This window comes from Pseudomonas sp. NY15372, assembly GCF_048068215.1.
Lineage (GTDB): Bacteria > Pseudomonadota > Gammaproteobacteria > Pseudomonadales > Pseudomonadaceae > Aquipseudomonas > Aquipseudomonas guariconensis_A.
In genome coordinates this window covers 1-18,140 of record NZ_JBLUPY010000054.1, presented here as the reverse complement: position 1 = coordinate 18,140, position 18,140 = coordinate 1, and the positions used below count along the sequence as shown (strand labels likewise).

16 protein-coding genes are annotated in these 18,140 nt (G+C 64.2%); 10 read left to right on the top strand and 6 right to left on the bottom strand.

Features of this window, described 5'->3' with window-relative positions; genetic code table 11:
- Nucleotides 1-167: 167 nt before the first annotated feature.
- Nucleotides 168-623, bottom strand: coding sequence for a DUF721 domain-containing protein (locus ACNFG0_RS21935; RefSeq protein WP_416766381.1), 456 nt, complete (start codon nucleotides 621-623; stop codon nucleotides 168-170).
- Nucleotides 624-1,079: 456 nt separating this feature from the next.
- Here ACNFG0_RS21935 and secA point away from each other — a divergent pair, with 456 nt between their 5' ends.
- The 4 genes from secA to ACNFG0_RS21915 all read left to right on the top strand — a co-directional run bounded on the left by secA (nucleotide 1,080) and on the right by ACNFG0_RS21915 (nucleotide 6,943).
- A complete protein-coding gene (gene secA, locus ACNFG0_RS21930) occupies nucleotides 1,080-3,818 on the top strand; it encodes a preprotein translocase subunit SecA (protein WP_196146320.1) in 2,739 nt (912 codons plus the stop codon).
- A 180-nt stretch (nucleotides 3,819-3,998) separates the two neighbouring features.
- Entirely contained in the window at nucleotides 3,999-5,216 is a 1,218-nt protein-coding gene (gene argJ, locus ACNFG0_RS21925) for a bifunctional glutamate N-acetyltransferase/amino-acid acetyltransferase ArgJ (protein WP_196156185.1), read from the top strand.
- Between the two features lie 153 nt (nucleotides 5,217-5,369).
- Nucleotides 5,370-6,002, top strand: a complete 633-nt coding sequence (locus tag ACNFG0_RS21920; RefSeq protein WP_196146318.1) for a glutathione S-transferase family protein — start codon at nucleotides 5,370-5,372, stop codon at nucleotides 6,000-6,002.
- Nucleotides 5,999-6,943: a Nudix family hydrolase gene (locus ACNFG0_RS21915; RefSeq protein WP_416766379.1), complete on the top strand. Its 945-nt coding sequence runs from the start codon at nucleotides 5,999-6,001 to the stop codon at nucleotides 6,941-6,943. The genes ACNFG0_RS21920 and ACNFG0_RS21915 overlap by 4 nt, the downstream gene beginning before the upstream one ends.
- A 48-nt stretch (nucleotides 6,944-6,991) precedes the next feature.
- On the opposite strand, the gene ACNFG0_RS21910 is transcribed toward ACNFG0_RS21915, so the two are convergent.
- From ACNFG0_RS21910 to ACNFG0_RS21900, 3 genes are read right to left on the bottom strand one after another with little or no spacing between them, the layout of a single operon-like run.
- The gene (locus ACNFG0_RS21910) at nucleotides 6,992-7,558 is read right to left on the bottom strand and encodes a cob(I)yrinic acid a,c-diamide adenosyltransferase (RefSeq protein WP_196146316.1); all 567 of its coding nucleotides are present in this window, start codon (nucleotides 7,556-7,558) and stop codon (nucleotides 6,992-6,994) included.
- 1 nt (nucleotide 7,559) lies between these two features.
- Nucleotides 7,560-9,590 carry a sensor histidine kinase gene (locus ACNFG0_RS21905; RefSeq protein WP_196146315.1) on the bottom strand — a complete coding sequence of 677 codons (2,031 nt, stop codon included), beginning with the start codon at nucleotides 9,588-9,590 and terminating at the stop codon, nucleotides 7,560-7,562.
- Nucleotides 9,591-9,628: 38 nt separating this feature from the next.
- Nucleotides 9,629-10,546 (bottom strand): putative 2-dehydropantoate 2-reductase, encoded by a 918-nt coding sequence (locus tag ACNFG0_RS21900; RefSeq protein ID WP_416766376.1) that lies wholly within the window; start codon nucleotides 10,544-10,546, stop codon nucleotides 9,629-9,631.
- A 96-nt stretch (nucleotides 10,547-10,642) separates the two neighbouring features.
- Here ACNFG0_RS21900 and ACNFG0_RS21895 point away from each other — a divergent pair, with 96 nt between their 5' ends.
- From ACNFG0_RS21895 to ACNFG0_RS21885, 3 genes are all read left to right on the top strand, one after another.
- Nucleotides 10,643-11,128, top strand: coding sequence for a YajQ family cyclic di-GMP-binding protein (locus tag ACNFG0_RS21895; protein WP_084855798.1), 486 nt, complete (start codon nucleotides 10,643-10,645; stop codon nucleotides 11,126-11,128).
- 113 nt (nucleotides 11,129-11,241) lie between these two features.
- Nucleotides 11,242-12,084 (top strand): mechanosensitive ion channel family protein, encoded by an 843-nt coding sequence (locus ACNFG0_RS21890; RefSeq protein ID WP_416766382.1) that lies wholly within the window; start codon nucleotides 11,242-11,244, stop codon nucleotides 12,082-12,084.
- A gap of 177 nt (nucleotides 12,085-12,261) precedes the next feature.
- Nucleotides 12,262-13,503 (top strand): MFS transporter, encoded by a 1,242-nt coding sequence (locus ACNFG0_RS21885; protein WP_416766374.1) that lies wholly within the window; start codon nucleotides 12,262-12,264, stop codon nucleotides 13,501-13,503.
- A gap of 85 nt (nucleotides 13,504-13,588) precedes the next feature.
- On the opposite strand, the gene ACNFG0_RS21880 is transcribed toward ACNFG0_RS21885, so the two are convergent.
- Both ACNFG0_RS21880 and ACNFG0_RS21875 read right to left on the bottom strand, forming a co-directional pair.
- On the bottom strand, nucleotides 13,589-15,136 hold the full coding sequence (locus ACNFG0_RS21880; RefSeq protein ID WP_196146312.1) for an AmpG family muropeptide MFS transporter: 1,548 nt from the start codon (nucleotides 15,134-15,136) through the stop codon (nucleotides 13,589-13,591).
- 44 nt (nucleotides 15,137-15,180) lie between these two features.
- Nucleotides 15,181-15,534 (bottom strand): MGMT family protein, encoded by a 354-nt coding sequence (locus ACNFG0_RS21875; RefSeq protein ID WP_196146311.1) that lies wholly within the window; start codon nucleotides 15,532-15,534, stop codon nucleotides 15,181-15,183.
- Nucleotides 15,535-15,686: 152 nt separating this feature from the next.
- On the opposite strand from ACNFG0_RS21875, the gene ACNFG0_RS21870 reads away from it, so the two are divergent.
- The 3 genes from ACNFG0_RS21870 to ACNFG0_RS21860 all read left to right on the top strand — a co-directional run bounded on the left by ACNFG0_RS21870 (nucleotide 15,687) and on the right by ACNFG0_RS21860 (nucleotide 18,064).
- On the top strand, nucleotides 15,687-16,694 hold the full coding sequence (locus ACNFG0_RS21870) for a DUF481 domain-containing protein (protein WP_196146310.1): 1,008 nt from the start codon (nucleotides 15,687-15,689) through the stop codon (nucleotides 16,692-16,694).
- Nucleotides 16,695-16,803: 109 nt separating this feature from the next.
- Entirely contained in the window at nucleotides 16,804-17,535 is a 732-nt protein-coding gene (locus tag ACNFG0_RS21865) for a HugZ family protein (RefSeq protein ID WP_196146309.1), read from the top strand.
- Nucleotides 17,536-17,602: 67 nt separating this feature from the next.
- Nucleotides 17,603-18,064, top strand: a complete 462-nt coding sequence (locus ACNFG0_RS21860; RefSeq protein ID WP_416766372.1) for an FxsA family protein — start codon at nucleotides 17,603-17,605, stop codon at nucleotides 18,062-18,064.
- Nucleotides 18,065-18,140: the final 76 nt, after the last annotated feature.

The window sequence follows — 18,140 nt, the reverse complement described above, 5'->3', positions numbered from 1 at the left end:
ACTCGATACGATCAACAGGCTTAGCCGCATAACCTGAACCGCCGTGTACGGAACCGTACGCACGGTGGTGTGAGAGGACGACGGGTGAGAGCCCGTCTCCTACTCGATCCTATTTTATGCCTATTGGGACCGATGGGGCTGCTGCGCCGAGAAGCGGTCCCTGCGGGTTATCGCTTGTCTCGAGCATGACTGGCCAACCGCTCCAGCGCTGCGCGCAGCCTGGGGTCGGTAATGCCTTCAGCCGAATCACGAATGCTCTCGGCCGCCTTGCTCGACAGTTCGGCCCCTTGCCCCTCGCGCTTGGCCGGCACCAACGGCGGCTGCACCTTGAACAGGATGCGCTGCAGGTTGCCGAAGGCCTCCAGCGCCTGCAGCTGGCGTTGCAGTCTTTTCTGCTGGTAGCGCAGGCGTGTCGCCCAATGACCGTCCGTCACCACCAGCAACAATGTGCCATCGCGCCAGGACGCCACATGGCAATGCTCGCGTGCAGCCGGCTGCAGCTGGCTTTCCAGCAGGCGCTGCAAGTGCTCCAGGCGTTCGGCCTGGTTGAGCAGCAGACGCAGCGGCCGAGCCTGGCGCAGCAGGGCAGCCGGTGGGCGGGCCGAGGAGGGCTTGTAGGCCATTGGAATACACGTTGGGTTACAGGATGGCCATCTTAACAGAAGCCCGTTGTACCGGTGCTGCCGGTGCGAACCCCTGTGGGAGCCAACTGTCTTGAGTTGCTTGCCCCGGTCCTATCGCTGGCAAGCCAGCTCCCACAGGTACGGCGGTGTCTCTGAAAACAGCGCAGGCCTGGTGGGAGCGGGCTTGTCCCGCGATTGGGCGGCAAAACGCAACGCAACTGCCTGATCCTCTTCGGAAATGTCCCTGATACGTTTCATCTTCCAGCACCTTGAACTTGCCCGAAAAGGCCTTATGTTAGGAGGGCCCCCGCCAAAGCGCTGTGCCAGCATCGTGGAAATCCACCACTTTCCTCACCATCGTTTCCGGGTAGAATGCTCGTTCGCATGCAGCCCGTGGGCTGCACGGGCGACTCACGGGGCCGCCCTCCATCCCTAAGTGTGGAAGATCCTGTCGATATGTTTGCGCCTTTGTTAAAGAAACTTTTTGGAAGCAAGAACGAGCGTGAAGTCAAACGCATGCTCAAGACGGTGAATATCGTCAATGCCTTCGAAGAGAAGATGGTGGCCCTCTCCGACGAGCAGCTGCGGGGCAAGACCGCAGAGTTCAAGGAGCGCCTGGCCAAAGGCGAGACCCTCGACCAATTGCTGCCCGAAGCCTTCGCCGTGGCCCGTGAGGCCGGCAAGCGCGTCATGGGCATGCGTCACTTCGATGTGCAGCTGATCGGCGGCATGACCCTGCACGAGGGCATGATCGCAGAAATGCGCACCGGTGAAGGCAAGACGTTAGTCGGTACCCTGGCCGTCTACCTCAACGCGCTGTCCGGCAAGGGCGTGCACGTGGTAACGGTCAACGACTACCTGGCCCGCCGTGACGCCAACTGGATGCGCCCGCTGTACGAGTTCCTCGGTCTTTCCGTGGGCATCGTCTCGGCCTTCCAGCCGCCGGAGGAGAAGCGCGCTGCCTACGCCGCCGACATCACCTACGGCACCAATAACGAATTCGGTTTCGATTACCTGCGCGACAACATGGCGTTCAGCCAGGAAGAGAAGTTCCAGCGTGAGCTGAACTTCGCCGTGATCGACGAAGTCGACTCCATCCTCATCGACGAAGCCCGTACTCCGCTGATCATCTCCGGCCAGGCCGAGGACAGCTCCAAGCTGTACATCGAGATCAACCGCCTGATCCCGCGCCTGACCCAGCATATCGAGGAAGTCGAAGGCCAGGTGACCCAGGAAGGCCACTACACCATCGACGAGAAGAGCCGCCAGGTGGAACTCAACGAGGCTGGCCACCAGTTCATCGAGGAGATGCTCACCCAGGCCGGCCTGCTGGCCGAGGGCGAGAGCCTCTACTCGGCGCACAACCTGGGCCTGCTGACCCACGTCTACGCCGGCCTGCGCGCCCACAAGCTGTTCCACCGCAACGTCGAGTACATCGTCCAGGACGGCCAGGTCCTGCTGATCGACGAGCACACCGGCCGTACCATGCCGGGCCGCCGCCTGTCCGAGGGCCTGCACCAGGCCATCGAGGCGAAGGAGAACCTGAACATCCAGGCCGAGAGCCAGACCCTGGCCTCGACCACCTTCCAGAACTACTTCCGCCTCTACACCAAGCTGTCCGGCATGACCGGTACCGCCGATACCGAGGCCTTCGAGTTCGCTCAGATCTACGCCCTGAACGTGATGGTCATTCCGCCGAACAAGCCGTTGGCGCGCAAGGACTTCAACGACTTGGTGTACCTGACCGCCGACGAGAAATACGCGGCGATCATCGCCGACATCAAGGAAAGCATGAAGCAGGGCCGTCCGGTTCTGGTCGGTACGGCCACCATCGAAACGTCCGAGCACATGTCCAACCTGCTCAAGAAGGAAGGTATCGAGCACAAGGTGCTCAACGCCAAGTACCACGAGAAGGAAGCCGAGATCATCGCCCAGGCCGGTGCGCCGGGCGCGCTGACCATCGCCACCAACATGGCCGGTCGGGGTACCGACATCCTGCTGGGGGGTAACTGGGAAGCCGAGGTCGCGGCCCTTGAGAACCCGAGCGCCGAGCAGATCGCCCAGATCAAGGCCGACTGGCAGAAGCGTCACCAGCAGGTGATCGAAGCCGGTGGCCTGCACGTGATCGCCTCCGAGCGCCACGAGTCCCGCCGTATCGACAACCAGCTGCGCGGCCGTGCCGGTCGTCAGGGCGACCCGGGTTCCAGCCGCTTCTATCTGTCGCTCGAAGACAGCCTGATGCGTATCTTCGCCTCCGATCGGGTGAAGAACTTCATGAAGGCGTTGGGGATGCAATCCGGCGAGGCCATCGAGCATCGCATGGTCACCAACGCGATCGAGAAGGCCCAGCGCAAGGTCGAAGGCCGCAACTTCGACATCCGCAAGCAGTTGCTCGAATACGACGACGTGGCCAACGAGCAGCGCAAGGTGATCTACCACATGCGCAACAGCCTGCTGGCGGCCGACAACATCGGCGATACCATCGCCGAGTTCCGCCAGGAAGTGCTGGATGCCACCATCAGCCAGCACATTCCGCCACAGTCGCTGCCCGAGCAGTGGGACGTGGCCGGCCTGGAAGCGGCCCTGGCCAGCGATTTCGCCATGAAGCTGCCGATCCAGCAGTGGCTCGACGAGGACGAGCGCCTCTACGAGGAAACCCTGCGCGAGAAGCTGCTCAGCGAAATCACCGCGGCCTACAACGAGAAGGAAGATCAGGCTGGCGAGGAGGCCCTGCGCACCTTCGAGAAGCAGATCCTGCTGCGCGTGCTCGACGACCTGTGGAAAGACCACCTGTCGACCATGGACCACCTGCGTCACGGTATCCACCTGCGCGGCTATGCGCAGAAGAACCCGAAGCAGGAGTACAAGCGCGAATCCTTCAGCCTGTTCCAGGAACTGCTGGAGTCGATCAAGCGCGACACCATCCGTGTGCTGTCCCATGTCCAGGTCCGTCGCGAGGACCCGGCCGAAGAGGAAGCGCGCCTGCGTCGCGAAGCCGAGGAACTGGCCCAGCGCATGCAGTTCCAGCATGCCGCCGCCCCTGGCCTGGAAAGCGAAGAGCACGCTGCGCAGGAAGGTGCCGAAGTGGCCGTGGCCACCGCGCCGGTGCGCAACGAGCAGAAGCTGGGCCGCAACGAGCCGTGCTGGTGCGGTTCGGGCAAGAAGTTCAAGCATTGCCACGGCCAGATCGAGTGATCTGATCCGCCTGCTGTAACGTGACAAACCGGGGCCGCTGTGCGGCCCATTCGCGGCACAAGGCCGCTCCTACAGGGACCGCGCCCAAGGCACTGTAGGAGCGGCCTTGTGCCGCGAATGGGGCGCGAAGCGGCCCCGCTCTTCCATCACCTGTTCACCGTATTTTCTAGGAGCGCTCTAATGGCTGTTGGTCTTGGTCCTTTGCCCACCCTGCACCCGGTTCCCGGTTTTGAACTCGGCATCGCGTCCGCCGGCATCAAGCGCCCCGGGCGCAAGGACGTGGTGGTGATGCGTTGCGCCGAAGGCTCCAGCGTCGCGGGTGTGTTCACCCTCAACGCCTTCTGCGCAGCGCCGGTGATCCTCTCCAAGCAGCGTGTACAAGGCACCGTGCGCTACCTGTTGACCAACACCGGCAACGCCAATGCCGGCACCGGCGCGCCGGGCCTGGCTGCCGCCGAGCGCACCTGCGCCAAGCTGGCCGAATTGGCCGGGGTCGATGCCAGTGCGGTATTGCCGTTCTCCACTGGCGTGATCGGCGAGCCGCTGCCGGTCGAGAAGATCGAGGGGGCGTTGCAGGCCGCCCTGGATGACCTGTCGGAAAACAACTGGGCGCAAGCCGCCACCGGCATCATGACCACCGACACCCTGCCCAAGGGCGCCAGCCGCCAATTCCAGCACGATGGCGTCACCGTCACGGTCACCGGCATCAGCAAGGGGGCCGGGATGATCCGTCCGAACATGGCCACCATGCTCGGCTACATCGCCACCGACGCCAAGGTCGCGCCTGCCGTGCTCAAGGACCTGCTGCTTGACGGTGCCAACAAGTCGTTCAACCGGATCACCATCGACGGCGACACCTCGACCAACGATTGCTGCATGCTGATCGCTACCGGCAAGGCCAACCTGCCGGAAGTCACCGAAGCCCGCGGGGCGCTGTTCGAAGCCTTGAAGAAAGCCGTGTTCGAGGTGTGCATGGAAGTGGCCCAGGCCATCGTGCGCGATGGCGAAGGTGCCACCAAGTTCGTCACCGTGCAGGTCAACGGCGGCGGCAACCACCAGGAGTGCCTGGACGTCGGCTACGCCGTGGCCCACTCGCCGCTGATCAAGACCGCGCTGTTCGCCTCCGACCCCAACTGGGGCCGCATCCTCGCTGCGGTCGGCCGTGCCGGCGTACCGGCGCTGGATGTCAGCCTGATCGACGTGTACCTCGACGACGTCTGCATCGCCAGCAAGGGCGGCCGCAGCCCGAGCTACACCGAGGAGCAGGGTTCCAAGGTGATGGCCCAGGAGGAAATCACCATTCGTATCGAGCTGGGCCGTGGCCAATGCAGCGAAACCATCTGGACCACCGACCTGTCCCACGAGTACGTGAAGATCAACGCTGAATACCGCACCTGATTCAGCTGGGGCCGCGTCGCGGCCCTTTCGCCGGCAAGCCGGCTCCCACAGATGCCGCCGTATACCCCAGACCTGTGCTGAACCTGTGGGAGCCGGCTTGCCGGCGATGGGCTGCAAGGCAGCCATGAATTTCCAAACCAATGGAGCCGAACCATGAGCTATCACCTGATCATCGGCGACAAGCTGTACTCCTCCTGGTCGCTGCGTGGCGCCCTGGCCCTGGAGCTGGCTGGTGTGCCCTATGAAGAAACGCTGATCAAGCTGAATCAGCCCGACACCCGCAAACGCATCCTCGAATTCTCGGCCAGTGGCAAGGTGCCGCTGCTCAAGACCGAACATGGCGTGATCGCCGATTCGCTGGCCATCGCCGAATACCTGGCCGAGCGCCACCCCGACGCCCAGCTGTGGCCTGCCGACATCGCTGCCCGTGCCCAGGCCCGCTCGGCCTGCGCGCAGATGCACAGCGGTTTCATGGCCCTGCGCACTGCCATGCCATTCGACCTGTCCCGCGACGAAGGCCTGGAAAGCATCCCGCTGGATGTCCAGGTGGATATCGATCGCATGGTCGCCCTCTGGTCCGAATGCCGCCTGGCGGCCAAGGAAAGCGGCCCGTTCCTGTTCGGCACGCCGAGCCTGGCCGACGCCTTCTTCGCCCCGGTGGCCGTGCGCTTGCGCACCTACCGCGTAGAAGTGCCGGCCGAAGCGGCTACCTACATCGAAACCATCTACCAGTGGCCGGCCTTCCAGGCCTGGCAGAAGGCAGGCCTGGCGGAGCGTGAAGGGTGAAACGGATCCACGTCGTAGCAGCAGTCATTCGTGGCACCGACGGGCGCATCCTGATCGCGCGGCGCGCCGACACCCAGCACCAGGGCGGCCTGTGGGAGTTCCCTGGCGGCAAGGTGGAGGAGGGCGAGGCCGTCGAGGCGGCGCTGGCCCGTGAGCTGCGTGAGGAACTGGGCATCGAGGTGACCCGTTCCCGGCCGCTGATCAAGGTCAGCCATGATTACCCGGACAAGCAGGTGCTGCTCGATGTCCGCGAAGTCGACGGCTTCACCGGCGAGCCCCATGGCGCCGAGGGCCAGCCGTTGGCCTGGGTGGCGCCCCGGGACCTGGGGCAGTACGACTTCCCCGAGGCCAACGCGCCGATCGTGGCGGCCGCCCGACTGCCTGACCAATACCTGATCACTCCGGACGGGCTGGACGCGCCGCAACTGCTACGCGGCATCCAGAAGGCCATCGCTGATGGCATCCGCCTGATCCAGCTGCGCGCACCGGACATGTACGATCCCAAGTACCGCGACGTGGCGGTGGATGCGGTCGGCTTGTGTGCCGGCAAGGCCCAGCTGATGCTCAAGGGGCCGTTGGAGTGGTTGGGGGATTTCCCCTCCGCTGGCTGGCACCTGACCTCGGCGCAACTGCGCAAGTATGCCGCCAATGGCCGCCCCTTCCCCAAGGCACGCTGGCTGGCGGCGTCCTGCCACGATGCCGAGGAGCTGGCCCTGGCCGAGCAGATGGGCGTGGATTTCGTTACCCTGTCGCCGGTGCAAGCGACCCAGACTCATCCGGACGCCGTGCCGCTGGGGTGGGAGGAAGCGGGGCGGCTGATCCAGGGGATCAACCATCCGGTGTTCCTGCTCGGCGGTGTCGGGGCCGGTGAGCGGGAGCAAGCTTGGGATGCCGGAGCACAGGGTGTTGCCGGGATCCGGGCGTTCTGGCCTGAAATCTGAGTAATCGGGTCCGCTTTGCGGCGATGGGCTACGAAGTAGCCCCAAAAATCAGGCGTTAGGCTTATCCGCAGGCTGCCACAACACCTCGGCCACCCCCTGCCGCCGCCCGATGATCCGAGCCGCCACGAACAGCAGGTCCGACAATCGGTTGATGTACGCCAACCCGACCCCCTCCAGCGGCTCGAGCGCATTGAGCTGCTGGCAACGCCGCTCCGCGCTGCGCGCCAGGCTCCGGCACACATGGGCCTGGGCCACCAGCGCCGAGCCGCTGGGCAGGATGAAGTTCTTCAGCGGCCCCAGCTCTTCGTTCCAGCGATCGATCGCCGCTTCCAGCCGTTCGACTTCCACGGCGTTCAACGCCTGGTAGCTTGGCATTGCCAACTCGCCCCCCAGGTCGAACAACCGGTGCTGGCAGGGCGCCAGAACCTCCATCACTTCTTCCAGCCCTTCGTCCGCGAGCCCGGCGAGCAACAGGCCCAGCTGGCTGTTGAGGCTGTCCACCTCGCCGATGGCCTCGATGCGAGGGTGATCCTTCGGGACCCGGCGCCCATCGCCCAGGCCGGTCTCGCCCTTGTCGCCAGTGCGGGTGTAGATCTTCGACAGGCGATAGCCCATGTCATGCCTCCGTGGTGCCTGGTGCCGTCGGCACCGGTTGGCCAAGGGGCAGGCGCAGGGTGAAGCAGGTGCCCTGGCCGGGCGCGGAATGCACTTCCATTTGCCCCTTGTGGTTGTTGGTGATGATGAAATACGAGACCGACAGGCCCAGCCCGGTGCCCTGGCCGATTTCCTTGGTGGTGAAGAACGGCTCGAAGGTACGCTTGCGCACGGCTTCGGGCATGCCGACACCGTTGTCTTCCACCTGGATCTCCGCCCACGGCGGGTTGAGTCGGGTGCGCAGGGTGATGCGCCCCGGCTCGCTGGGTTGCGGGCGCTGGTGTATGGCCTGGGCGGCGTTCTTGAGCAGGTTGAGCAGCACCTGCTCCAGTTCGTTGGCGGTACAGGGGACCGGCCCGAGCGCGGGGTCGAACTGGCGCACGATATGCTGCCCCTTGAAGTCGAAGCCGATGGCCAGGTCGAAGTCGTTGCCGGCGATCTCCACGGCCTGGTCGATCAGCGCCGGTAGGTCGCAGGGCGCCAGCTGTCGGTTGCTGCGGCGGCTGAAGCTGAGCATGTGGGTGACGATCTTGGCCGCGCGTGCGCCGGCTTGCTGGATGCCATCGAGCAACTGGGGTACCTCGCGGCTTTCCAGGTAGCGGTTGACGCTGGGCAGGTCGATGTCCAGCTCGGCCGCCTGCTCCTGGTTGCGCGGCAGCTCCGGCGACAGCCGCCGGCGGATGTTCTGCACGTTGTGCAGAATCGCGCCCAGGGGGTTGTTGATCTCGTGGGCCATGCCCGCGGCAAGCCCGCCGACCGAGAGCATCTTCTCCGACTGCACCATCATCTCTTCCAGCGAGAGACGCTGGGTGATGTCGTCGATGCGGATCACCACGCCACGCCCGCCTCCGCCCGTCAACGGGTAGAAGGTCAAGGCATAGTGGCGTACGTCCTCGCCCTTGGGCCAGGTGACCCGTTCGATCTTGGCCACGCGGTGTTTTTCCACGCTTTCCTTGAGCTGTGGCAGGAACGGCTTGAGCGGCTCGAAGGCGATGAAGATCGGCTGGTTCAGCGCCTCGTCCAGCGGTGTGCCGGAGAGCACTGTGGCCTCATGGTTCCACTGGGTCACGTAGAGCTGCTCGTCCAGGGCGATCAGGGCCGAGGGCATGGAATCGATGATGCTGTTGAGGTAGTTCTGGAAGCCCGTGAGCTTCTTCTCGATCTTGCTGCGCACCTGGACTTCCAGTTCCAGCTTGCGGTTGGTGTGGCGTGTTTCTTCCGCCAGGCCCTGGGCCTGGTCGTAGGCCATCTGGAATTCGTCGCGGGTGCGCTTGAGTTGCTGCTCGCGAGCCTCGATACGCGAGAGCATGGTGTTGAAGGCATCGGCGAGGCTGCCGATTTCGTCGTCATTGCCGCGCTGGGCGCGCAGAGCATAGCTTTCCTCGCGGGTGACCTGGCGGCTCAGCTCCTCGAGCTGGTGGATCGGCTGGGTGATCAGGCGCTTGATCTGCCGGGCGATGAGTAACCACAGCAGCACGCTGAAGATCAGGATCGCCAAGCTCGCGGTGAGGGTACCGGTGTAGAAGGCCGTCGGCAGTTCGCTGCTGGCGACCAGCAGCAGGTAGGCCGGTGGCTTGCCTTCGCGGGGCAGGGGGATCAGCTGGGTGCTGCGAAACTCCATCATGCGCCAGCCGCTGATATTGCGAAAACGCTTGGGCAGCGCCAGCGGGTCGCCATGTTGCAACTGTGCGAGCATGCGCCCATCCCCGCCATAGAGGGCTGCGGCGCGTAGGGGCGAGTAGCTGTCCAGTTCCTTGAGCAGGGCGCTGGCCGCTTCCGGCGAGTCGCCAGCGCGCGCCGACAACTGCGGATTGGACACCAGCCGGCCGATGGTGTGCAGGGCCTGGGGTGCCATGCTTTCCTGGGTGATCCAGTAGGCGGCGCTGATGAACGCCAGGTTGGCCACCAGCAGGATGGTGACCAGCAGTACCAGCAAGGCCGCCAGCAGTTTCTGCCCGACCGGGAGGTTTTCCAGGCGTTGGCGCAGGGTCATGGGCGAGGCGGTGTCCTCTGTGCGGTTGATGGGCAGCGTCAGTCGCTGGGCAGGCCACGGGCCTGCAAGCTATCGACCAGGCGCTGGTGCAGGCGTTCCAGGTGCGGCAGGCCCAGGCCGTGGCGGGCTGCGGTCCGGCAGGCGTGGCCAAGCAGGTAGTGCACTTCGGTGCGCCGGCCATGGCGCACATCCTGGTACATGGAAGAGTAGTTGGCTGCCGTGGCCAGGATGACCCGCTGTACCTCCTCGTCCAGCATTTCGGCGGCCTGGGGTTGGCCGCAGCGGCGCAGCAGTGCGGCGAGCTCGTCGCACAGCGTGGCGACCTCGCCCAGGTGTTCCAGCAGGCCGCCGTTATGGCAGTCGTGCAGCACCGTCAGGGGGTTGATCGCGCAGTTGAGCGCCAGCTTGCGCCACAGGCGGGTGAGAATATCCACCGTCCATTCAGCGGGGATGCCGGCCTCGGCCAGGTCGTCGAACCATTGCGGCACGGTGGGGTTGGCGGGGTCGCCGAGCCAGTTGAAGCCTTGCCCGGCGAAGCGTACGCGCCAGTCGTCCTCGCGAAAGGCGCCTTCGGTGCTCGAGGCGAAGATGCAACGGGTACGGGGTACTTGGTCGGCGACCTCGTCCTGGCTGCCCAAGCCGTTCTGCAGCAGCACCAGTTCGGCCCCTTCGGCCAGACGCGGCGCCAGGCGGGCCACGGCGGAGGCGGCGTCATAGGCCTTGCAGGCGACCAGCAGGCGATGGATCGGCCCATGGGCGCCGGGGCTCTCGGCGGGGATCGCATAGTGGCTGGCCTGGCCATGTTCGACCAGGGTCAGGCCACCGGCGGCCTGGTAGGCGGCCAGGCGCCGGTCGTCGCGCAGGATCAGGCGCACCGCCTTGCCCGCGCGGGCCAGGCGGCAGGCCCAGAGGCTGCCGAGGCTACCGGCGCCGAGAATATGCCAGGTGCTGCTCATCTGCGTTTCGCAACCCGTTATAATGAGCCCGCATTTTAACCGTCAAACCTGGCGCGCTCCATCCGACCGAGCGCGCTTTTATTTTGGAGAACAACCATGCCTTCGTTCGACGTGGTATCGGAACTGGACAAGCACGAAGTCACCAACGCCGTGGACAACGCGGTGAAGGAACTGGACCGTCGCTACGACCTCAAGGGCAAGGGCAGCTTCGAGTTCAAGGACAAGGAGCAGACCGTGCTCCTGACTGCAGAGGCGGAGTTCCAGCTCGAGGCGATGATCGAGATCCTGCGCCTGGCCCTGGTCAAGCGCAAGATCGACGTCAAGTGCCTGGAAGTCAAGGATGCCTACCCCTCCGGCAAGGAAATGAAGCAGGAAGCCAAGTTCCGCGAGGGTATCGATAAAGAACTGGCCAAGAAGATCGTCGCTACCATCAAGGACGCCAAGCTCAAGGTCCAGGCCGCCATCCAGGGCGAGCAGGTGCGGGTCACCGGCAAGAAGCGCGACGACCTGCAGGAAGCCATCGCCCTGCTGCGCACCAAGGAATTCGACATGCCGCTGCAGTTCAACAACTTCCGCGACTGATCGCCGTGAAACAGGAACCTTGATGGCCTATTGATGTCCATCGGAACCTGGGGCCGCGAGATCTTCGCGGCCTGTTTTTTCGTACTGCCGCAGGGCTCAGGAGATGAATGAATATGGATTTGAACGCTGAAGTCGATCAACTGGTCCGCCAATCGCAGACGTGGATCCCCTTGCTCATGGAATACGGCAGCCGTTTGCTGCTGGCGCTGCTGACCCTGGCCATCGGCTGGTGGATCGTCAACAAGCTCAGTGCGCGCCTGGGCAGGCTGGTGGGCCTGCGCAATGCCGATGTGGCGTTGCAAGGCTTTATCAGCACCCTGGCCAATATCGTGCTGAAGGTGTTGCTGTTGGTCAGCGTGGCGTCGATGATCGGCATCGAGACCACCTCTTTCGTCGCCGCCATCGGTGCCGCCGGCCTGGCCATCGGCTTGGCCCTGCAAGGCAGCCTGGCGAACTTCGCCGGTGGCGTGTTGATCCTGCTGTTCCGCCCATTCCGCATCGGCGACTGGATCGAAGCCCAAGGCGTGAGCGGGACCGTCGACAGCATCCAGATCTTCCACACCGTGCTGCGCACCGGTGACAACAAGACCGTGATCATGCCCAACGGCAGCCTGTCCAATGGCATCATCACCAACTACAACCGCCAGCCGACCCGCAAGGTGGTGTTCGACGTCGGCGTGGATTACGACGCTGACCTGCAAAAGGCCCGCAACGTATTGCTGGAACTGGCCAAGGACCCACGCGTGCTACAGGACCCGGCTCCGGAAGCCGTGGTGTCGACCCTGGGCGACAGCGCCATCACCGTCTCCTTGCGTGCCTGGGTCAATACGGCCGACTACTGGAGCGTGATGTTCATGCTCAATGAACATGCCCGTGATCGCCTGAAGGCTGAAGGTATCGACATTCCGTTCCCGCAACGGGTGATCCGCGTGGTGCAGGAAGCGGCTGCGCAGTAAGTGGCCTTTCGCGAGATCCCGTCGCGGGACAAGGCCGTTTCTACAGGGTGATGCAGGCCCTGTGGAAGCGTGCTTGTCCCGCGATGCGTTCTTGGCCCATTACACTTGTTCACAGCCAACCCCTGCCATTTCTGGCATATAGGCTGGTCCCTCCTGTTCACCAAGCTGTTTTTCATCATGAAACCATTGCTGTACATCACGCCCCTGCGCGCCTTGCTGTTCGGGCTGACCCTGGCCCTGTTCGAGTTGCTGACTTACCTGGCCAGCGATGCGGTCATGCCCGCCATGCCGGTGGTGGTCGACGATCTGAAGGCCAGCCCCGAATACATTCCCCACGCCTTGAACCTGTACCTGCTCGGCGGCGTGCTGCTGCAATGGCTGATCGGCCCGCTGGCCGACCGCTATGGCCGTCGGCCGCTGTTGCTGGCCGGTTGCGCGATGTTCGGGGCGGCGTGCCTTGCGACCTATTGGGTCCATGATATCGGCCTGTTCAACCTGCTGCGCCTGTTGCAGGGCATCGGGCTGGGCTTCGTGGTGACGGTCAGCTACCCGGCGCTCAACGAGGCCTTCAGCGAGGCCGATGCCGTGCGCATGATGGCCCTGCTGGCGAACATCGCCCTGTTGTCGCCGCTGTTGGGGCCGCTGGTGGGCACCTTGATGCTGCAGTGGCTGGACTGGCGCTGGCTGTTCGTGGCGTTTGCCATGGGCGCGGTGCTGACCTGGGCGTTGCTGTACCGGTTGATGCCCGAAACCCTGGGCGTGGAGCGCCGCGATGGGTCGCGCCTGCCATTCACACCGATCCACCTGTTGCCGTTGCTGGCCGGGTATGGCCAGTTGCTGAGCAACCGTCGCTTCGTGGCAGGTAGCGCGGCCCTGGGGCTGGTGGGCTTGCCTTTGATCGGCTGGATCGGCCTGTCGCCGGTGTTGCTGATCACCGATGAAGGCTTGAGTACGATGGAATATGCGCTGTGGCAGCTACCGGTATTCGGCGGGCTGATCCTGGGCAACCTGATCATCAACCGCATCGCCGACCGCTATCCCTTGGCCAGCCTGGTGCGCGGGGCGCTCTGGCCCTACCTGGCCGGCCTGGGCCTGATGGTGGTGGCGACCTGGTACTGGCCGACGGTGACCAGCGTGGTGGCGGGTATGTCGCTGTATGCGCTGGGCCTGGGCGTGGCCAATGCGGTGTTGTATCGCATGACGCTGTTCGCCAGCGAGCAGAGCAAGGGGCTGGTATCGGCGATGCTAGGGATGATCACCATTGCCCTGCTGGGGCTTGGCGGGGCGGTCCTGGCAATGCTGGGTGCCGGGGCGAGCCTGGTGCACTTTGCCTTGGGCGCCGGCATCGCCGGGGCGTTGGCGCTGTGGCCGTTGTGGTATGTAGTGGGTGGGCGCCGGGGCCAGGGGGCCGTGGCATAGAGGGTTGGGGCCGCCCCCACAGGAAGAACGAGGCCTCTGTAGGAGCGGGCTTGTCCCGCGATGGGCCGCGAAGCGGCCCCTGGACTCAAGGCCGCTCGGCCGCGGAATTGTCCACCGGTGCCTGCTTGCCACGCCCAGCTTCCTGATGCCAGTGCAGGGCGATCAGGATCAGGGTCGGTACACCCAGCAGAGCGGTGATCAGGAAGAAATCGTGGTAGCCGAACTTCTCTACCAGCACCCCTGAGTAACCGCCGATCAGGCGCGGCAACAGCAGCATGATCGAGCTGAGCAGAGCGTACTGGGTGGCTGAGAACTTCAGGTTGGTCAGGCTCGACAGGTAGGCCACGAACGCCGAGGTGGCCAGGCCCGAGCTGAAGTTGTCGAGGGAAATGGTGACCACCAGCATTTCCAGGTTCGGGCCCATGTCGGCCAGCATCAGGAACAGGATGTTGGTCGCCGCCGAGGCTGCGCCGCCGATGAACAGGATCGGTAGGATGCCGAAGCGCACGATCAGCAGGCCGCCGGCCCCGGCGCCGACCAATGTCATGATCAGGCCGAAGATCTTGCTGACGCTGGCGATTTGGTCCTTGGTGAAGCCCTGGTCGATGTAGAACACGTTGGCCATCACGCCCATCACCGTATCGGACATGCGGTAGGTGGCGATCAGCCCGAGCAGCAACAAGGCTTGCCAGCGGTAACGCAGGATGAAGTCGTTGACCGGTGTCAGCACCGGCGCCAGGCCCCTGCGGCCCAGGGACGACAGGCAGGCCCAAGTCAGCAGCACGTAGAGGATCAGGCGCAGGAAGGCGCGGTCCTCGAGCAGCAGGTCGAGCATGGTCGCATCACCGGTAATCACGCTGGACCAGCCGGTGTTGAACATCTGGGTGAAGCTCGCCGGTACCGACACCAGCAGGATGATCAGCACGAACACCGACGCCAACTGGTGAACCAGGCCGTAGCGCGCCGCCGACAGCTGGGTGCGCATCGGCACAGACGGCTCGCGCATCACCAGGGTGGTGAACAGCGCGGGCAGCATCAGCACGCCGAACAGCACATAGGTGCCGGTCCAGGCCTTGTGCAGGTAACTGAAGCCGGTGGAGCCGAACCATTCGGCGAAGAACAGGGCGCCGGCCGTGGCGAGCAGGGCCGCGACGCGGTAGCCGGCCATGTAGCTGGCGGCCAGTGCGGCCTGGCGCTGGTCATCGGCGATTTCCAGGCGATAGGCATCCACGGCGATGTCCTGGGTGGCCGAGGCGAAGGCCACCAGCACGGCCAGGGCGATCAGCCAGGACAGGTGTTTTTGCGGGTCGCACAGGCCCATGCCGACCAGGCCGACCACGACCAGGGCCTGCGATAGCAACAGCCAAGAGCGACGCCGACCAAGGCGACCGAGCACCGGCAGGCGCCATTGGTCCAGCAGCGGCGACCAAACCCATTTGAACGCGTAGGCAAGGCCGATCAGGCTGGCATAGCCGATGGTCTCGCGTGCTACACCCGCTTCCCGAAGCCACACGGAAAGCGTCGAAAACACCAGCATGTACGGCAGGCCGGCGGCGAATCCAAGCAGCAAAAGCACCAAGGTCGACGGGCTGGCATAGGCAGCGAGCGCAGCGCGCCAGGTTTTACGGGGCATGGGCCAACATCTGCCTCAATATTTGCGAAAACAAAGCGCGCACTCTAACCGCTGTGCTCCATCGGACGCCAGCCATGACGCGACATATCGACGCGATTGTTCACGACTGTAACGCCTTCTGCACGTAGACGAGCACGCTGTTCATCCCCCGACGGCGTGCCGAGGGCCAGGCTCAGGCGTCCGCCTGCACCCAACACCCGATGCCAGGGTAGGCGGGTGTCGGTCGGCAGCTGCCCGAGGGTACGCCCGACCCAGCGGGCGGCGCGGCCCAGGCCTGCCAGCTCGGCCAGTTGGCCATAGCTGACCACTTTGCCGGGAGGAATTTGGCCGAGAACGGAATAGAGTGCCGTCCGTCGGGCATGTTTCTCATCCTCACTCGTCTGTAGGGAAGAGGGCATCGGACTTTTCCTTGTTTCCAAGAAAGTTCGCCAAGGACCGTAGGAAATGGCAGCGGAACTCAACTTCATACGCTGGGGTCTGTCCTTGCTCTGGTCGTGGTGATCTGGATAATGCCCGGCTTTTTTCGGTAAATCGAACCTGTAGTCTGCTTATGTATTCTAGAACCCTGCTATGTATCCTCGCTGCTTCCCTCTGCGCACCGGCACTCGCCGATACCGTATGGATGAAGAACGGCGACAGGCTCAGCGGCAAGATCAAGGTCTTCGATGGCGGCAAGCTGTTGTTGGAAACCCCGTATGGCGGCTCCATCGCCCTGGACTGGAAAGAAGTGCAAACCCTGGAAAGCGACCAGGAGCTGCTGGTCAAGCAGGATGCCTACAACGGCGAGAAGACCAAGTCGCTCAAGGCCGCCGAGCCGGGCAAGGTGACCCTGGCCAACGGCGAGGCGCCCAAGACCGTGGACCTGGCGAGCATCGAACAGATCATGAAGCCCAGGCCGCTGGTCGAGGACTTCCTGTGGAAGGGCAACGTCGATGTGGCCATGGACTACAAGCGCGCCGAGAACGATACCGACGACTACGATGTCAGCTTCAAGACCACCGCGCGCCATGGCCGCTGGCGGCACAACGCCGAAGGCGAATACAACCGCGAGACCAAGGACGACGTCACGACCACCAACAACTGGAAGGCCGAGTACGCCCTGGACCGCTTCATCACCGACCAGTGGTTCTGGCAAGGGCGCCTGGAGTACAAGCGCGACCACATCGAAGACCTGGCGCGCCAGCGCACCGTCGGTACCGGCCCGGGCTACCAGTTCTGGGACGACGAACTGGGGGCGTTCTCCCTCGGTTCGCTGATCAACCGCACCGATTTCGAGTACCGCGATGGCGGCAAGGACAACTTCTATTCCGCCGCGCTGAAGTGGGACTACAACCGCTACCTGATCGGCAAGAGCGTCGAGATCTTCACCAATGGCGAGTTCGGCAAGCCCCTGGGCGGCGTGGCCGACTACTCGCTCGATGCCGAGGCAGGCCTGCGCTACAAGGTCACCGAATGGGCCTCGCTCAACCTCAAGGCGGAGAAGGACATCATCAGCGGGACCCGGGACAGCGACCTGGACAAGACCCGTTACACGGCCGGCTTCGGGGTGACCTGGTAGGCGTAAGCGGCCTGTTCCTGCAACGGGCGTGGCAAGGCGCGGATTGGCAGCGGGGAGTGATAATGCTTATCTTTGTCCGCATCCAATCCGCCGCCCAGGAGCGTCCTTCGTGAGTAACACTGCCATCCGCCCCGCCCGGGAACTGCTGCTCAAGGAGTACCGCGGCGTCCTTTCGACCCATTCCAAGTCCATGCCCGGCTTCCCCTTCGGCTCGGTGGTGCCGTATTGCCTGGACGCAGATGGCCACCCGCTGATCCTGATCAGCCGTATCGCCCAGCACACCCACAACCTGCAGAAGGACGCCAAGTGTTCGCTATTGGTGGGTGAGCGCGATGCCGAAGATGTCCAGGCCGTGGGGCGGCTGACGGTCATGGCCGAGGCCCGCAAGCTCACCGACGAACGCGCCATCGAGGCAGCGGCCGAGCGCTACTACCGCTACTTCCCTGACGCGGAGAACTACCACAAGGCGCACGATTTCGATTTCTGGGTACTGGAGCCTGTACGCCACCGCTACATCGGCGGCTTCGGCGCGATCCACTGGCTCGACCAGGTGACCCTGGCCAACCCCTTCGCCGGCCAGGCCGAGGCGAGCATGATCGAGCACATGAACAGCGACCATGCCAACGCCATCGCCCATTACGTCGAGCTGACCGACCTGCCGCGTACCGCGCCGGCGCAACTGGTGGGCATCGACAGCGAGGGCATGCACCTGCGCATCGGCCAAGGCATCTATTGGCTGGCGTTTCCCACTGTTTGCAATACGCCGATACAGGTTCGCGAAGCCTTGGTTTTGCTGGCCCGCGCCGACCAATGGCCGGTGGCGACGAACGTCGAGGGTTGAAAACAGGCGTATACGCATCCATCTGATGGTCTTACAGGAAGGCTTTCTTCCGCCGAGGATCCCTTGAATGCGTGCTTTTCTACTGCTGTTTCTGATTTTTCCGGTGCTGGAGCTGTTCGTCTTCGTCAAGGTCAGTGCCGCCATCGGTTTCTTCCCGGCGCTGCTGCTGATCATCGCCGGCTCAGCCTTGGGCGTGCTGGTGATGCGAGTGGCCGGGCTGGCCACCGCACTGCGTGCCCGCGAGAGCCTGCAGCGTGGCGAGTTGCCCGCCGAGGACATGTTCCAGGGCCTGATGCTGGCAGTCGGTGGTGGCCTGTTGCTGCTGCCGGGCTTCATCAGCGATGTGCTGGGCCTGCTGTGCCTGTTGCCGTTCACCCGCCATCTGGCCGCGCGCAAGATGCGCCAGCGCGCCGAAGCCCAGGCCATGCGCCAGCGCGCCTTCCAGGACGACCCGTTCCAGGCGCCGCCGCGGGAAGGTGGCCATCGTCCTAATGTGATCGAGGGCGAGTACGAGCGCCGCGACAAGTAACATCGCTGGGGGCCGCTTCGCGCCCCTTTCGCGGCACAAGGCCGCTCCTACAGGGTCGCGCATGACCCTGTAGGAG

Excerpts from the sequence above, each read along its gene's own strand:
- ACNFG0_RS21890 (WP_416766382.1), top strand. The coding sequence starts at position 11,242 with ATGGATTTGAACGCTGAAGTCGATCAACTGGTCCGCCAATCGCAGACG.
- ACNFG0_RS21870 (WP_196146310.1), top strand. The coding sequence starts at position 15,687 with ATGTATTCTAGAACCCTGCTATGTATCCTCGCTGCTTCCCTCTGCGCA.
- ACNFG0_RS21875 (WP_196146311.1), bottom strand. The coding sequence starts at position 15,534 with ATGCCCTCTTCCCTACAGACGAGTGAGGATGAGAAACATGCCCGACGG.
- argJ (WP_196156185.1), top strand. The coding sequence starts at position 3,999 with ATGGCTGTTGGTCTTGGTCCTTTGCCCACCCTGCACCCGGTTCCCGGT.
- secA (WP_196146320.1), top strand. The coding sequence starts at position 1,080 with ATGTTTGCGCCTTTGTTAAAGAAACTTTTTGGAAGCAAGAACGAGCGT.
- ACNFG0_RS21895 (WP_084855798.1), top strand. The coding sequence starts at position 10,643 with ATGCCTTCGTTCGACGTGGTATCGGAACTGGACAAGCACGAAGTCACC.
- ACNFG0_RS21880 (WP_196146312.1), bottom strand. The coding sequence starts at position 15,136 with ATGCCCCGTAAAACCTGGCGCGCTGCGCTCGCTGCCTATGCCAGCCCG.
- ACNFG0_RS21935 (WP_416766381.1), bottom strand. The coding sequence starts at position 623 with ATGGCCTACAAGCCCTCCTCGGCCCGCCCACCGGCTGCCCTGCTGCGC.
- ACNFG0_RS21910 (WP_196146316.1), bottom strand. The coding sequence starts at position 7,558 with ATGGGCTATCGCCTGTCGAAGATCTACACCCGCACTGGCGACAAGGGC.
- ACNFG0_RS21900 (WP_416766376.1), bottom strand. The coding sequence starts at position 10,546 with ATGAGCAGCACCTGGCATATTCTCGGCGCCGGTAGCCTCGGCAGCCTC.
- ACNFG0_RS21885 (WP_416766374.1), top strand. The coding sequence starts at position 12,262 with ATGAAACCATTGCTGTACATCACGCCCCTGCGCGCCTTGCTGTTCGGG.
- ACNFG0_RS21860 (WP_416766372.1), top strand. The coding sequence starts at position 17,603 with ATGCGTGCTTTTCTACTGCTGTTTCTGATTTTTCCGGTGCTGGAGCTG.
- ACNFG0_RS21905 (WP_196146315.1), bottom strand. The coding sequence starts at position 9,590 with ATGACCCTGCGCCAACGCCTGGAAAACCTCCCGGTCGGGCAGAAACTG.
- ACNFG0_RS21920 (WP_196146318.1), top strand. The coding sequence starts at position 5,370 with ATGAGCTATCACCTGATCATCGGCGACAAGCTGTACTCCTCCTGGTCG.